This is a genomic window from Sphingobacterium spiritivorum (assembly GCF_016725325.1).
Lineage (GTDB): Bacteria > Bacteroidota > Bacteroidia > Sphingobacteriales > Sphingobacteriaceae > Sphingobacterium.
The window spans coordinates 2,247,979-2,264,095 of record NZ_CP068083.1 but is presented as its reverse complement, the minus strand read 5'-3'; the positions used below and the strand labels follow the sequence as shown (position 1 = coordinate 2,264,095).

The window sequence follows — 16,117 nt, the reverse complement described above, 5'->3', positions numbered from 1 at the left end:
AATTAATTAAAGTCCTTCGAAGCAGTAGGGCTTCGCTCAAGACATACTATCCCCATTAAAGGGATTGCAAAAGTACAAACATTTCTTTAACTATCAAATAATTAGTGAATTATTTTTTTTATTTCCCTTTTCCCACACCCCCAATAAAAAAATAGCGGAAACTTTGTCTCCAAAATTTCCGCTATCCTATTCAAAGAGAAATATCGCTTATTCCTTAATAATAGATTCACCTTTTAACAAGCGCTGATATCTCACTAATGCCTCCACATAATAATAGTCAGCATATGTCAATGGCACATCTACTTCAGAATTAAGCGGAATAGCGCCTACACTATGTTGCAAGATATACCCTCCAGTCTCTCCGTATGCTGATTTATAAGGAGCAGTCGAGAGATTTTCAAGGATTTTCTCTGCTTTCTCCATATATTCTGCAGATTCTTTACCCTTTGTATACTGTGCAAGCTCTAACAATGCTGAAGTATACAGCGCCGCAGCAGACACATCACGCAGATCTTTATTCTTATACATCTTGCTGTCTGCAGGTATCTTATCTTTATCAAAGTCCCAATAAGGTATCAGGTCTGCTGGAAGATTGGGATTTGTCAATATATAATTCGCGACATTTCGTGCCTGATTGAGATACTTTTTATCTTTTGTTTCACGGTACATCATGGTATAACCGTACAGTGCCCAGCCCTGCCCTCTTGACCATGCTGATTCATCAAAGGCACCCTGATGGGTTTTCTTAGCGATCACCTTTCCGGTTTCCTTATCATAATCAATCACATGGTAAGAGCTGTAATCTTTTCTAAAGTGATTTTTTAACGTAGTATTGGCATGTGTAACTGCTATATTATAATATTGGGGATCTCCAGTAATTCTGGAAGCCTGAGTCAGGAATTCCAGATTCATCATATTATCAATGATCACAGGATAATGCCAGGGTTTGTGATCCCATGAGCGGATAGTCTTAGTCGTGGGATTATAACGTGAAGAAAGCGAATTCGCTCCGGTAACCAACACCTCTTTATAATTGCTGGAGTCGCCGGTAAGGCGTAATGCATTTCCAAAACTGCAATACAGCATAAATCCAAGGTCATGCGTACCCTTATTATTCTTCTCCTTTTCAAGAAATTTCAGCTTTTCTTCAGCGTAATTCAATAATGACTTATCACCTGTTCCTTCATATAAATAAAGTAACGTACCCGGGTAGAAGCCGGAACACCACCAGCTTGATCCTGAAAACACTTCCTTTCCGTTTTCAAAGGTCTTTGGAAATTTATCTTCCGGGGTCTGGTTTGCCAGTACTTTAATCTGCTTAGCTGCATCTTTAAGGTTCTGCTCGATAAATGAAGAGCTCAACCGGAGGGCAGATTTCTTCTGACCAAAAGAAGGCGATATTACAGTAAGAGAGAGAAAAACTAAAGCAAGGGCTTGTGACTTAACATTCATGTTTAAAAATTTCAGTTTAAAATTTATGTATCGGTGTTAACAAACAGATGTTGATAACAGGTTTATTTTGATTTTTCCCGATAAATATATCTGATATTTTATGAACTGGCTATACATTATTACGAAATCGTTATCGTGAAATAAAGATTGTAGTAAGGGATAAATATGATGTCTTAAAGCAAACTAGCTATTCGTCTGCGAGCAATTGTACCTCTGCCTGTGCCTCCATTTCAAATTCATAGACGGCATCAGATTCTTGAATCAGATTCACCTTACCTTTTTTCTTCCAGCTTATTTTGCCGGAAAGATTAGGTCTGACCTGTATTTTCCCTCCCTTTTCACTACGGATAGTAAGCGTCTTATTCTCGCCCTGTTTCCGCACAGCAGATAAAAGAAATGCACCATCCGTCCGGAAATTTTCGAAGGAAACATCTTGCCAGTCATCTGGTATCGCCGGAAATACTCTCACCTGCCCGTTCCAGTACTGGACACACATTTCCTGTATGCTGGCCATGGCTGATAACGGAGTTTCGATAACAGGCCCCGTCTCTGCATACAATGTATTGGCTTTGACATATTTTTTCAACAGTGTTCTTACTGCATTTCTGGCGGCATCACCATCTCCCATCATGGCTTTCATAGAAGCTAATCCGGTATAGGAATATCCCTGTAATGCCGTATTCATACTTTGCCAGTGATCAATAGAATTCTGGATCAGAGATCTGTTTTCCTGTTGATCCCAATTGATCTCATAAAACGGATAGATCATCATCAGATGTGAATAGTGTCTGTGGGAAGTCGCATAAGGTATATCTCTGGCTATCCTAAATCCATGTTGATCTTTTTGAAAATCAATTAAATTTGAAGCCACATCTTTCCATTTTGCAAGAAGCGGATCTTGCATATGCAGATCATTATCCATTAAAATCAATGCATGCAGCCCCCAACGCAAAATAGCCAGATCATAATTGGTATCATATCCATACCCGTTAGGATATTCCGGAGAATAGTTTTCACTCCTATGTGATATTTCCCGTCTTCATTTTTCTCTAAAAGGTGTAAATAATAATTGACAGAACGCTTAAGAATCGGAAACAGGGTATTTCCTGTTTTGGTATCCATACTGTACCTGTAATGCTGGTAATAATAATACAGCATCCAGGTCAGGTTACCAAGCTCGGCCTGTGCTATTGCCGGAATATCTGTTTTGTCCTCTAATCTTAACGGAACCGGGCTTAACATATCGGGTGAGGATGATCTTCCGATAGCTGCAGCATCACTTCTATAAGGCAAAGGCACATTCTTTGACAGATTCGCTACATTTTTATTGATCATACCGAGCAAGGATTCTGAAATATCCAGATGATTGGCTGTATATACAGGCGAATAAGTCAATTGAATATTTAGATTGTGCCAATAGGCCGGCCACGGAGTAGGAGCTGTCCATGGTCCTTGCAGATCAATCGCCGGTTTATCACTACGGGTAGCACACGCTAATTTATACAACTGCATCTGGTAGAATTGCTGCATCTCGGCATCCGGAATCTGTAAACGGGATTGTGCAAAATAGTTTTGCCACCATTGCCGATGCATTTGTATCGCCTTTTGATTTTTAGGGTTCCATCCTTCAACAAGTTGTATTGCTTCTTTTATATAGGTGTCAGAAGATTGGCTATACCCGATACTTGCTACAATATATTTACCATTTGGTATCTGCTTCGTTTTATAAACTACGGCATAGCCTCCTCCTGCTAGTAATGGCTGATTGTAGACCGTTAAATCTCCCTGTATTGTTTCTTTTCCTGCGGGATTAAGATCATATTCTTCGGCTGTACCTTTTACAAAAAAAGTTCGTGGACTGATTGCTAGCTCTCCTTTCCAGAATAGTTTGTATTTACCTGTAAAGTCCTTATCATCCACTTCAATGATGATTATATTTTGCTGAGACAATGTCAGCGATTTAATCCGAAGATTTCCCTTACTGGTGCTTATCACAGCTGCTGCATCCGCATTAGTAAGGTTGATCTCTCCCTGACTCGCTGTGATGCGGGCATCTTCCAGCAGCAATTCCAGATGACCAACAGGGAGACGGGCTTTATGGATCAGCAGATTGTCTTTATCCTTCCGGTGATCATACACATCCGTTCGCCCCAGATCGATCCGTACGACACTATCCTTTATAAGATATGTCATCGTTCCGAGCAAACCGTTTCCAGTAAAAACTCCTTCGTAAATGGTCTGTCCCAGTTTTGCCAGCTGAACCTTTGGCTGGTATACGGAAGTTTGCTGTGCTTCAATATTATGGGTCAAACCAACGATCAAGAATAGTAAACTATATAGATTTCTCATAAAATGGTTTATTTGGATAGGCTTATTTATATAACTAAGTTACAAAGCAGATCATGCAGATTAGCTTTGTAACTTAGAAAATAGGATATCTGTGTTATTCTTTTATGACAGGCATTCCTTTTAATAACCGGTCGTAACGGATCAATGCTTCTATGTAATAATAGTCTGCATAAGTCAAAGGGACATCAATTTCTGTATTATGCGGAATTGAACCAACACTGTGCTTCAGGATATATCCGCCATTATCTTTATACGCTGCTTTGTAAGGTGCTTCTGAAAGACTTTGAATCATTTTTTCGGATTTTGCAATATAATTACGGCTTTCTTTTGCTTTGGTGTATGTACTCAGTTCTAATAGTGCTGAAGCAACTATTGCCGCTGTGGATACATCTCTCAGATCTTTATAAGGAATATATTTACTATCAGCCGGTAATTTATTCTGATCAAAATCCCAGTAAGGTACAAGATCTGCCGGAAGATTGGGATGAGTCAAATAAAATTTTGCGATATGACGTGCCTGATTTAGATAACTTTTATCTTTTGTCTCCCGATACATCATGGTATATCCATATAATGCCCAGGCCTGTCCTCTAGCCCATGCCGATTCATCAAAAGCGCCCTGAGCTGTTTTCTTGGCAATAACTTCACCGCTTTCCTTATTATAGTCTACCACGTGGTAGGAGCTGTAATCTTTTCTGAAATGGTTTTTCAAGGTGGTATTGGCGTGGGTCTCCGCAATGGTTAAATATTTAGGATTGCCCGTTATTTTTGAAACCTGTGATAAAAACTCCAGGTTCATCATATTATCAATAATGACAGGATATGACCACTGCTTACCATCCCATGAACGGATGGTCTTTGTTACAGGATTAAAACGACTTGCCAAAGACTCCGCTCCGGTAGACAGTATCTCTTTGTATTTTGCAGAATCACCTGTAAGTCGCAATGCATTACCAAAACTACAGAACAACATAAAACCAAGATCATGTGTGGTTTTGTTATTCTTTTCTTTCTCCAGATACTTGAGCTTTGACAAACCGATGTCTAATAAAGCTTTGTCCTGTGTTCCTTCATAGAGGTAAAGTGCTGTACCGGGATAAAATCCGGAACACCACCATCCGGAACCCCAGTTCACATATTTACCGTCTTTATATGTTGTAGGAATATCTGATTCTTTAATATTCGATTCTAAAAATTTGATCTGTTTAGCCGCATCCTGCAGCTGTTCATTAACAAAAGCTTCTGTTAATTGAAGTGTAGGAGCTTTTCGTTGTTGTGCGTTAACTGAAAACGCCAGAGCGAGTGTTACAAATAAAAATAAAGGGGATAAGTGCGTTGATTTTAAATTCATAATATAGAAATACGTTTTTAATATGTAACATGATAATCCTTAGGGAATGGTTCACCTTTCCAGGCCTTCTGGGAAGTCCACTCCTGTGCAGGGGTTGTCCAGAATTCATGATCGGCAGGTAATCCCAGCGGCAGGAAAGATAAGGAAGCCATATACATACTACCTGCATTAGTATAGTAATCTGCCAGATTGTTTTGCCTGTTTCCTACCAGCCCCATTGTTAACCAGCCCTTTGGAGAGAAAGTTCCTTCGACAAAAACATGCCTCTTAACAGCCGTCAGGGAAGCTCTCAGTTGACCATAAGTGAGATCTTCAGGCAATTTTTGCTCTAAGATAAGCTGAGCCAAGGGTTGAAAAGCTGCATTCCTATACGTTGATGAACGTCCTACAACTACAAAATAACCATCCGGGGAGATCATTCGATCGAGATGATGGGCATACCGCTGCATTCGTTTATAAGCCCGTTCATATAAGGTCTGATATTTTTTATCTGCAGGAATATTTTCCCGCAGCACATCCACTAACATGGAATGTATAACATAACCATTGTAATGATCAAAACTAAAGGATGCTCCGTCACTATACCATCCGTCACCGACATACCAATCCTGATCAAATTTATGAATGGCATAATCGATCTTTTCACGGACACATTCTTCACCTATTTTATATAAAAATGTTTCCGTCATCGCAGCAAACAGCAACCAGTTGCTTTCATTTGGTTTTATACGTCTTAAGCCTTTCAGCTCTTTAATCACATTTGCCTTTGTACTGTCTGGCAAAGGTTCCCACAAGGCTTTAGGTGCACGCATGAAAGACTGTACAAGATATGCTGCATCCACCAGCGGCTGTGAAGACTTGGTGTTCCATGTGAAATAATCCGGAGAATTTGGATCCATCCCATATTGAATACCTAATAAAGCTTGTTTTTTTCTTTTCTCTCTAAGTTTTCCTTCTGATGAGTTATCTGCCGGAAGTGCCAGCCACGGAGCCAGACCGGACATCAGCCGGCCAAAAGCCTCCAGATAACCTACACCCGGATCCCGTGAATCAAAAATGGGACTCACTTCCATAGGCATGCTTTTACGCAACTGCTGTTTACTGATATTATCCAGTATCGGGGCTGCCATCTTATCCAGCAGGGAAACCCAGTACTCCCGGTCATTTAATCCTTCCTTAGCGATGTTCAATACTGATCTGTCTGCCTTTACGGACACTGTCGGAATCATTGCTCCAACCCCTATACCCCCAAGCAACTGCAATAATGATCTTCTTTTCATTTTTAGTGTTTACATTAATGATTAATTGATATCTGCCGATGAACGGACATTTGGAATATCAATATAAACAAGTTTTTCAATAGATAGAGAAATCTGAAACACAGACATTGTAACATCTGTGTTTCAGACTTTTACTTATATTATTACCAACCGTTATTTTGCGTCAACGCTGTATTACGTTGTCTTTCAGTTTCAGGAATTGGCCATACCAGTAACTGATCTCCCAGATATGTATAAGGGTTTACTACAGCTCCCCAGGGTTGTTTATTTCCGCTTTTAGAAGCAAATACCTGAGTTTTCAACGTTTTCCAACGAAGCTCATCAAAGTAGATTACGCCTTCCGCAAACAACTCTCTGCGTCGCTCATTCTGGATACGAACTCTTAAGTCATCCTTTCCGGCAACGGTAGTAGCAGCCGAGCTGTTCAACAATCCTACTCCTGCTCTGGCTCTTACTTCATTTACCTTATCTGCTGCAGTACCGGTTTCTCCTTTTTCATTAAGCGCTTCTGCCCATAAAAGCAATACGTCAGCATAACGGATCACAGGGTAATCAATATCTCCGGAGGTACGGTTAGGAATCGGAGGAGCTCCTCCTTCATACACAAACTTTCTGGGTAAATAATAAAACTGACTCTCTATATCTGTTCGCAGATCAAAGACATTATTCAACTGTTCAATATGTGGCCATCGGGACGTGAAAGTCTGATTAGCACTTCCATTCATACCAACGAAAGTAGAATAAGGCAAAATAATATTGGCTGACAGACGAGGATCTCTATTGGCATATGCATTTTTCAGTCTCTCCTCATTTCCGTTATTCAAATACTGACCAAAATCTAATCCCTTTGCGACCAAATCATTATACTTGGCAGGTTTGTTATTCGCTGTTGCAACTTGCTGAACATTATTACGCACGAAGTAAATTTCACGTTTTGCAGGATCCATTACGTTGTAGCCCGCGATAATATCATCCCAGTTGAATTTACTGCCATCCTTATTCTCGTACAGATCCACAAAATCAGGACTCACCAGATAACTGTCCCAGTTGGAACCGAAAGCAGAGCGGGAGCCGAAATAAAACTGAGTCGTGGAACCATATCCGTTTACAGCAATATTCTGAATAGAGAAAATCATCTCGTCAGATTTCTCATTGACAGCAGTAAACAATGTTTTGTAATCTGCAAACAGCTTATGGCCGGCATCCTTGACTGCCTGAAAATCGGCAATTGCTTTATCCCAGTCCTGCAGATACATATACACTTTACCGCGTAATGCATAAGCGGCAGATTTTGTGATACGGCCGAAATTACTGCTTCCTGCGGGGAATTTAGCCGGCAGATTAGGCTCATTAATACAATCCGTCAGATCTTTCAGAATAAAAGTCCAGACTTCCTGCTCCGTATTCCTTGGTTTGGTCGCTTCATTATAGCTTATCGGTGTATCATATATAGGCACTCCACGATATAACTGATTCAATCTGTAATAATGAAATGCTCTTAAAAATTTTACTTCGGCCAGTAGCTTTGCCTTTTTCTCAGCAGCTGACGGAGATATATTAGTTATTCCATATATCGCATCATTTGCCCGGTGGACTCCTTCATACAACTCTCTCCACACATCTCCGAATAGCGCAGTAGACGGATTGGCGGTTGCATTCAATAGCGGATCAGCATCTCGGGGAATAAGTGTATTTGATAACCTGTCATATTGATACAGTTCTCTGTGATTCGTCCCTCCGGTACTGATTCCTTGTCTCAACGCCTGATACACACCATTGACACCTAGATCCGTAAAATTATCTGTAGTCCACATTTTATCTTCCGGGACTTGCGTGTTGGATGTTGCATCCAACAGATCTTTCTTACAACCTGTAGCAGTACTTAATAATCCGAATGCGATTATTATACTCCATTTATTACGTTTATTAAATAAATGATTTTTCAACATTTCAAATTTCCTTATCGATTTCATAACATTCATTTTTAAAATCCAAAGTTTAGACCAAAAGCATATTGCTTCATTGTAGGATAATTGGCTCCTGCACCTATCTCAGGGTCAGCTCCCGGGAATTTGGTAAACATCAGCAGGTTTTCTCCTGAAAAATAAACTCTCAGATTCCGGATACGCAAACGCTCCGTAAGTTTATTGTTAAAGGTGTATCCGATCTGCAGATTGCGAAGCTTGATGTAATCGGCATCATATAGATAGAAATCATTTGCAGCGTTATTTATCGCTTCACCATTATATTTCAATCTGGCAAATTTTCCGTTGATGTTAGTTCTGGAATCCGAGGGATTGGCAGGATCGTAGAAATAATGATCTTCAGCAATACGCTGTGAAATAGCATTCCCGTCCCGGACAATATTGTTATTGTATCCTTCATCATTCCAGTAATACTGCAATTTCCCTTCTCCGGCCCATATCATCTGCAGATCAAAACCTTTGTATTCAAAACCAAGACTTATACCATATACATACTTCGGAATATTAGATGTGTTTGTAAAATCCTGATCATTTACATCACCATATACCTTATCTCCATTCAGATCCGCATAGATAAAATCACCATAGTATAATTGTGATTTCCCTAATACATTGACCGGAGCAAATTTGTATCCTGCGGCCTGCATCGCCTGTGCCCATTTGTAATCGTCTTCTGTACGGATCATTCCGTCGCGGGGACCACCAGTCACATTTACTGATCCGTCTCCATTATAATAACTTCCGTCTCCACTATATCTTTTTCTTAAGAAATACTCCTGGAAAAGATGCCCCTCCAGATTGCGTTGGTTTGTTCCGACAGCATTAGAGACATTCCCGATATTTGATGTATATGTATTTACACCATTCACCTCCGACCATCCTCTTACTAATTGTCCCTTTAATTTCTCGACAGAACTTTTATTGTAGGCGATATTACCACCGATATTGTACCGTACTTCGCCAATCTTATCTTTCCACATAACATTCAGTTCTATACCTGAATTTTTCATAGATGCCGAATTCACGATCGGAGCTCCGGTCGTACCTGTTGTCAGTGGCAATTGTTCAGGAATGAGGATTCCGGAAGTCAGTTTGTTGTAGTAACTCAATTCTACATATGCTTTATTTTTAAATGTAGAAAACTCCAGACCTACTTCTTTATTTTCTGTCTCTTCCCAACCTAACAATGAGTTACCGAAACGGCTAAGCTCCAAAGCTCCGACCTGCGTTCCTCCGAAGGAATATTGCGTATTGCCGTAGAAAGCTTTTGCAGGAAAGTAGTTTTCAAGATTAGGATCTGCATTATTCCGGTCATTACCCAGCTTACCCCATGAACCTCTTAATTTAATATTCTGAAAATAGGGTTCAACTCTTGCCATAAAAGGTTCTCTGGAAACATTCCATCCCAGACCAACTGACGGGAATGTACCGTATTGTCTGTCTTTCCCAAATTTGGAAGAGCCATCACGTCTCAGATTAAATTCAACCAGATACCGTCCGTCATAATCATAATTAAGTCTTCCGAAAAATGAACGCATTCCATATGCATACTCATTTCCGGTAATATCAGACATTTCATTACCCGTACCAATATTTGTAATAGTAGGATCTATCACTCCCTTTTTAGTAGCAGAGAATGTATAGTACTTGAATTCAAATTCATTATGTCCGATCAATGCTCCGATATTATGTTTATCAATAGCCGTTTGATAACGCAATACATTATCAATATTGACAGTATAGTCCTTATTAAAAGATTGTGATAAAGTCAGGTTAGCTGTTGTATTACCCGGAAAAACAATTGAATTGGTCGCAAAACTATATTTGTCCGAAGGCATACTGTTCGCTGTTTCTTCACGGAAACGGGTTTGATAGTTTAGCTTTGTTTCAAACGTTAATCCTTTCATCAGGTTTACATTTGCAAACAGAGTGGAGTTAAAGTTGGAAACTTTATCCATCCCCCGCGGATCGTACAGATATTGTAAAAGGTTATTCAACTGCACAGACTCTTCACTCGCTACTGCACCTCCGAATTTGCCATCATACATCGGGTATACACCCGGTGTTGATTGTCTCAGAAAATTATAAAGTGTAGGTACTGCAGCTTTATCTCTGTTTTCTATAGAAGCGAACGTATTCGTTCCCACAGTTATCATATCACCGATCTTCGTACTGATATTTGTTCTCAGTTCATATTTCTTTGCACCCGTATTCTTCATAATACCGGGATTATCAAAGAGCCTTCCTGAAATAGCATATGTCGTCGTCTCGGAACCTCCTACAGCGGAAATATTATGACTCTGAATCCAGTTTTGACTATAAATCCAATCTGTCCAGTCTGTATTAGGATAAGCAATATGATTCGGCAATCCGGAAGGAGCCAATACACCATTGGGATCGGCATTAGCTTTTCTCCATAGATCAATAGTAGATTGAGCATATTTAGCTGCTACCCCTGAGTTAAAAGTTCCCTCATTCATCAGCTCCATATGCGTTGCATAATCTGACACAAATTTCGGGCTACCCATAGGAGTTGTTCTGGACATGATACCGGAGTAGCTAAGCTGCGTTTTCTGATTTGCTTTACCTTTTTTAGTTGTGATCAGGATTACTCCATTGGCAGAACGTGTTCCATATATAGAAGCAGATGAAGCATCTTTCAGTATAGAGATACTTTCGATATCATTTGGATTCACCGCATCCATTGTTCCGACAATACCGTCAATAACGACAAGTGCGCTGGAGTTATTCATCGTTCCTACCCCTCTGATCCGGATATTAGCACCGTCACTCCCCGGGCGGCCGGTACTTTGTTTCACTTGCACACCAGAAGCCAGACCGCTCAAAGCGGTAGATACATTCGTCACAGGTCTGTTTTCGATCTGTTTGGAATCTACCGTACTTACAGATCCTAAGAGCTTTGCTTTAGATTGTGTCCCGTAACCTACGACGACGACTTCATCTATGACAGATTCCGACCCAGATAGCGTTACGTTGATTTGGACACGTCCGTTAACAGATTCTTCCACTGCATTTTGTCCTACATACTTATAGATCAGGACATCATTTGGGTTTACCAGGATCTGGTAATTCCCTTCAGCGGTAGTTGATGTAGCCACATTTGTACCTTTTACAGATACAGTCACTCCTGCCAAAGCGAGACCCTGGGTATCTTTTACCGTTCCTTTGACTGTTACTTTTTGCTGCGCAAATGTAATAACAGACATACTGATCAGCCACAATAGGGCGAGCCATTTGTAAATGTGATTCATAAAAATTGTTTTAGTTTATAATTGTCAATAGGTTATCATTATAACCAGGCTTATAGTCCAAAATTAGAACGCAGCCTTAGTGCAGAAGGGGTATTTTTTAAAAAATATGGGGGTAGTAATTCATTAAAACGTAGATTTACAGCATAAATCTACAGTAGCACATCGATTCCGTAAAAATCTATGACAACATTTATCTCCATGGAAATGACAAAAAAAGTCTTTGCTCGTATACTTGTTATATGCGGTATACTCTTAGGAGTTGGTGTTACTTTATGTACCGCTCAGAATCCGATACAATTCAATCATCTCCATCAGAAAAAGGGATTGTACCGAACGCCTATTCTAACTATAGTCCAGGACAGGAACGGATTTATGTGGATAGGAGGTGGATCTCAGCTTTATAAATATGATGCCGTCAAATTTGAATCGTACGTAGGTGGAAATTATCTTAAGGGTAATCCTTATATTACAGCTCTGGCAGTCGACTCGAATAATAATATTATTATTGGCACAGGAACCGGTCTTTTTATTTATAATCAGGAGGTCGGAAAATTTTATCCGCAGACCCAAAATCTGACCAGCACGAATATCACCACCATTCGGGTATTGCACAATTCGGATATTCTTATCGGAACCGACAAAGGATTAAATCTCATCTCCATCCATCAAAAAGATACCTTATGCCGTCAATTTCTAAAAGGACAACATATAAAAGCAATTACGCAAGATCATAGAACTAAAAATGTGCTTATCAGTTCTATAGATGCTGTATATGAATTTGATACCAGGTGGAAAAGTCATATGCTGGCGGCTGTTGTTCAAAAGGTATACAAAGAGCATAAGGATTATATCACCAGCATGCTAATAGACAATGGCCATATTTGGTTTGGGACATTTGATTCAGGAGTGATTTTATATAATAAAAAAGATCAATCTTTTAAGGAATGGAATGAAAAGAATTCTATACTAACCAGCAATCGGATCCGAAAGCTGATTTATGACGATGACGGACAGCTCTTGATAGGTACTCTTAAAGGATTGACCGCTCTCCATGTGCAAAGCCAGCAGCTAAAGACTTACAAACATCAGATCGATAATCCAGCCAGCCTGAGCCAGAATTCCATCTATGATATCTACAGAGATCGGCAACAAATTATGTGGGTGGGTACTTATTATGGTGGAATTAACCTGATCTATCCTTCCAAAAATCCTTTTTATATCTATAAACCGATGGGAATGACTCATTCGATCAGCAGCAATATTATCAGTAGTCTGGCTGAGGATGAGGACGGTTACTGGGTCGGGACAGAAGAAGAAGGGCTAAATTTTATAAGCAAGTCCGACGGATCTATTAAAACTATTAATAAAGAATTATCATCCAACCTTGTTAAGGATGTTTTTCTGCATAACGACCGTATCTACATCGGGACTTACAATGGCGGATTCAATATACTAAACAAAAAAACAGGTCATGTTGATATTTTTCTACTCGATGAAAAGAGAAGAGTGAACTTTATCAACAATGTATATGCCATATGCAAAGACAGCAGGGACAACCTCTGGATAGGAACGAATGCCGGCTTCTATCTGTATGACGAATCCAACCGAAAAATCAGCAAAACATATCCTGAAATTGAAAAGCTTTTTGTCACCAACATTTTAGAAACAGCTCATCAGGATCTTCTGGTAAGCAGCACCTCAGGCCTTTATATAAAACGGGCCTCACAGGATCATTTTTCACTTGTGGAGGGAACAAAAGACATCTCCATAAAGAGCCTGTCTGTAGAAGAGAATATCGCATGGTGCGCCAGTAATACCGGTAAAATAATACGATACGACATCGCCAAAAAAAGTATTTCGTTTGTTCCTGTCAAAAACGTATCCACGTTTTTAAGTGTGATCAAAGCCGGAAATAATCTTTGGATAACTACACAAAAAGGATTAATTTCCTATAACCTCAAAACCAAGGAGGAGCATCTGTTGACCATCACCGATGGCCTCCCTTCTGATGAGTTCAATGAAAATTCATATCTGATAAGCAAGGATGGAGAGCTTTTTTTCGGTACACTAAATGGATTGGTAAGATTTGATCCTTCCAAAATCATTTATAACAGTAAGAAGCAAAAAGTATTTTTCACAAATCTTCGTCTTTTCAATAATCCCGTATATATCGGAGATAAAACTCAGCTTCTGAATAAAGAAATCAGTCAGGTGAGACATTTGGATTTCAGGTATGATCAGAATGTTTTTGCTCTTGATTTTGCACTCCTTAATTTTGACCGTTCTGAGAAGAATCACTTCGCATACAAAATAAAAGAACTGGATCCGGACTGGATTTACACAGATATTCCGACAGCTACATACATGAATCTGAGTCCGGGCAGTTACACGCTTCTGATCAAAGGTGCTAATAATGATGGCATATGGTCCGATGTCAGTTTCCTGTCTGTTACCATTCATCCGCCCTTCTGGAAGACCTGGTGGGCTTATTTACTTTACTTCCTGACACTGGTTGCGATTATATATTTCCTCAACAGATTTCTTATAGAACGTGCTCTTCTGATAAAGTCAGAAAAAGATCAGTATGCGAAGATCAATTTCTTTTCTTACATATCACATGAGATACGTACTCCATTGACACTGATCATCCATCCGCTAAAGCAATTACTAAAGAGTTCAGCTGTTTCGCAGGATGTACAACATAAATTACTTGGTATTGAGAAAAACACGAACCGGCTCTTATCTCTAATCAACGAACTTTTAGACTTTAGAAAAATAGAAGAGAATACACTGCAATTGAATGTCTACAATTATGGTCTCCAGACTTTCCTGGTAGAAATCAGCAATGTTTTCACCGAACTTGCACAGGAAAAAGACTTACTCTTTACCACGCAGATGGACAACATGGAAACAGATGTCTACTTTGACCGCATTCAATTTGAAAAAGTTATTTACAATCTGATCTCCAATGCCATTAAATACAGCAATATCGGAGGGGAAGTTTCTATTGCATTGACACAGGATCAGAAAGAGGTAGAGATTAATATCAGCAATACCAGTCTGCCCATACCTGAGGACAGCCTTGACAAAATCTTTGAACAATACTTCCGCACAACCGACAGTCAGATTAATTATGACGGGACAGGTATAGGGTTAGCATTATCCAGACATATTGTACAATTGCATGGCGGAAACATACAGGTATATCAGCAACAGGAAGTCAACAGCTATAAGGCAAAAATCATCTTCACAATCAAACTGCAAAAAGGAACGGAACATTTTCAAAAGCAAAATAATGTAAATATCCTCCACAAAGACAAAATTTTTGCTGTAGCACCTTTTGAAAGTCATAACCGAAACCCTCTGGAGGAGCACAGTAATCTTTCTATATTGATCATAGAAGATAATCCGGAATTGAGCAATTTACTGGTTGATATGTTGTCCGGGCTATATCGGGTGTATGTTTCATACAACGGACTGGATGGTGCAGCCAAGGCTGAAGAAGAAATACCTGATCTTATACTAAGTGATATTATGATGCCCGGATTATCAGGTCTGGATTTGTGCAGCAAGCTCAAGTCAGAACCCAAAACAAGCCATATCCCTATTATCCTGCTCACAGCATTAGGAAGTATCGATAAACAGATCAAAGGCTTAGAACAAGGAGCAGATGCATATATTACCAAACCTTTTGACAGAGATTATGTATTGCTCACTATCCGCAATCTCCTCACTTTGGCAGAAAAGAACCGGAAATCGTTCAGTCTGGACAAATTTATTGAGAAGCGGTCAAAGAATAAACAGCAGGAAGATGAACTTTTGAGCAAGGCTATAAAAATCATTATTGACAATCTTCCCAACGAAAATCTTTCAGTAGAATTTCTCTGCAGGGAGCTGGGTATGAGTCAGCCGGTACTTCACAAAAAGCTGAAAGCTATCACTAACCTCTCGTTGATTAATTTTATCAAATCGGTAAGAATGAATCAGGCGGCTAAAATGTTAAAGACAGGATTATATTCTATTACGGAAGTTGCCTATGAAGTAGGATTCAGCGACCGGAAGTATTTCAGCAAAGAGTTTAAAAAGCATTTTGGGTCTAATCCTTCGGATTACACAAAAGAGGGTGACTCCAATCCATCCTGATACAAAGGGTAGAGACACAAGCACCGCTACACTCATGCTTGCGCCAGAGGAAGAATAAAGGTTAAACCGAACTCTCCAAGGAGAGATCCCGGTTTTCCGGGAGAGAGGTTAAAGACTGATATGACAACCATATACTTCTGCTACTTAGTGCCACTTCACCACTATACTGTTGGTGGAGACACTAACAGACGCAGCTAAAGCGTTTGCCGGTGTCCGCACCGGTATATATAAAGGCCCAAGCTATTCCCGGATGGATAAAAAACCATCTGTATTATAAAGTAAGAT

Annotated in this window: 8 protein-coding genes; 1 reads left to right on the top strand and 7 read right to left on the bottom strand. The window is 39.7% G+C overall.

What is annotated here, in order from left to right; all coding sequences use genetic code 11:
- Positions 1 to 207: 207 nt before the first annotated feature.
- The 7 genes from I6J02_RS09275 to I6J02_RS09250 form a co-directional block, all read right to left on the bottom strand.
- Positions 208 to 1,452, bottom strand: a complete 1,245-nt coding sequence (locus I6J02_RS09275) for a glycoside hydrolase family 88 protein (RefSeq protein ID WP_201681423.1) — start codon at positions 1,450 to 1,452, stop codon at positions 208 to 210.
- 187 nt (positions 1,453 to 1,639) lie between these two features.
- Positions 1,640 to 2,383, bottom strand: coding sequence for a glycoside hydrolase family 95-like protein (locus tag I6J02_RS21725; protein ID WP_411028018.1), 744 nt, complete (start codon positions 2,381 to 2,383; stop codon positions 1,640 to 1,642).
- Positions 2,380 to 3,801 carry a glycosyl hydrolase family 95 catalytic domain-containing protein gene (locus I6J02_RS09270; protein ID WP_236582387.1) on the bottom strand — a complete coding sequence of 474 codons (1,422 nt, stop codon included), beginning with the start codon at positions 3,799 to 3,801 and terminating at the stop codon, positions 2,380 to 2,382. The genes I6J02_RS21725 and I6J02_RS09270 overlap by 4 nt, the downstream gene beginning before the upstream one ends.
- Before the next feature lie 94 nt (positions 3,802 to 3,895).
- A complete protein-coding gene (locus I6J02_RS09265; protein WP_201681422.1) occupies positions 3,896 to 5,152 on the bottom strand; it encodes a glycoside hydrolase family 88 protein in 1,257 nt (418 codons plus the stop codon).
- Between the two features lie 17 nt (positions 5,153 to 5,169).
- Complete coding sequence (locus I6J02_RS09260; RefSeq protein WP_201681421.1) at positions 5,170 to 6,432, bottom strand: DUF2264 domain-containing protein; 1,263 nt, start codon at positions 6,430 to 6,432, stop codon at positions 5,170 to 5,172.
- Between the two features lie 143 nt (positions 6,433 to 6,575).
- Positions 6,576 to 8,405 (bottom strand): RagB/SusD family nutrient uptake outer membrane protein, encoded by a 1,830-nt coding sequence (locus I6J02_RS09255; protein WP_236582386.1) that lies wholly within the window; start codon positions 8,403 to 8,405, stop codon positions 6,576 to 6,578.
- Between the two features lie 11 nt (positions 8,406 to 8,416).
- Positions 8,417 to 11,689 carry a SusC/RagA family TonB-linked outer membrane protein gene (locus I6J02_RS09250; RefSeq protein WP_201681419.1) on the bottom strand — a complete coding sequence of 1,091 codons (3,273 nt, stop codon included), beginning with the start codon at positions 11,687 to 11,689 and terminating at the stop codon, positions 8,417 to 8,419.
- A gap of 180 nt (positions 11,690 to 11,869) precedes the next feature.
- On the opposite strand from I6J02_RS09250, the gene I6J02_RS09245 reads away from it, so the two are divergent.
- Positions 11,870 to 15,832 carry a hybrid sensor histidine kinase/response regulator transcription factor gene (locus tag I6J02_RS09245; RefSeq protein ID WP_201681418.1) on the top strand — a complete coding sequence of 1,321 codons (3,963 nt, stop codon included), beginning with the start codon at positions 11,870 to 11,872 and terminating at the stop codon, positions 15,830 to 15,832.
- Positions 15,833 to 16,117 lie beyond the last annotated feature (285 nt).

Excerpts from the sequence above, each read along its gene's own strand:
- I6J02_RS09275 (WP_201681423.1), bottom strand. The coding sequence starts at position 1,452 with ATGAATGTTAAGTCACAAGCCCTTGCTTTAGTTTTTCTCTCTCTTACT.
- I6J02_RS09270 (WP_236582387.1), bottom strand. The coding sequence starts at position 3,801 with ATGAGAAATCTATATAGTTTACTATTCTTGATCGTTGGTTTGACCCAT.
- I6J02_RS09265 (WP_201681422.1), bottom strand. The coding sequence starts at position 5,152 with ATGAATTTAAAATCAACGCACTTATCCCCTTTATTTTTATTTGTAACA.
- I6J02_RS09260 (WP_201681421.1), bottom strand. The coding sequence starts at position 6,432 with ATGAAAAGAAGATCATTATTGCAGTTGCTTGGGGGTATAGGGGTTGGA.
- I6J02_RS09255 (WP_236582386.1), bottom strand. The coding sequence starts at position 8,405 with ATGAAATCGATAAGGAAATTTGAAATGTTGAAAAATCATTTATTTAAT.
- I6J02_RS09250 (WP_201681419.1), bottom strand. The coding sequence starts at position 11,689 with ATGAATCACATTTACAAATGGCTCGCCCTATTGTGGCTGATCAGTATG.
- I6J02_RS09245 (WP_201681418.1), top strand. The coding sequence starts at position 11,870 with ATGACAACATTTATCTCCATGGAAATGACAAAAAAAGTCTTTGCTCGT.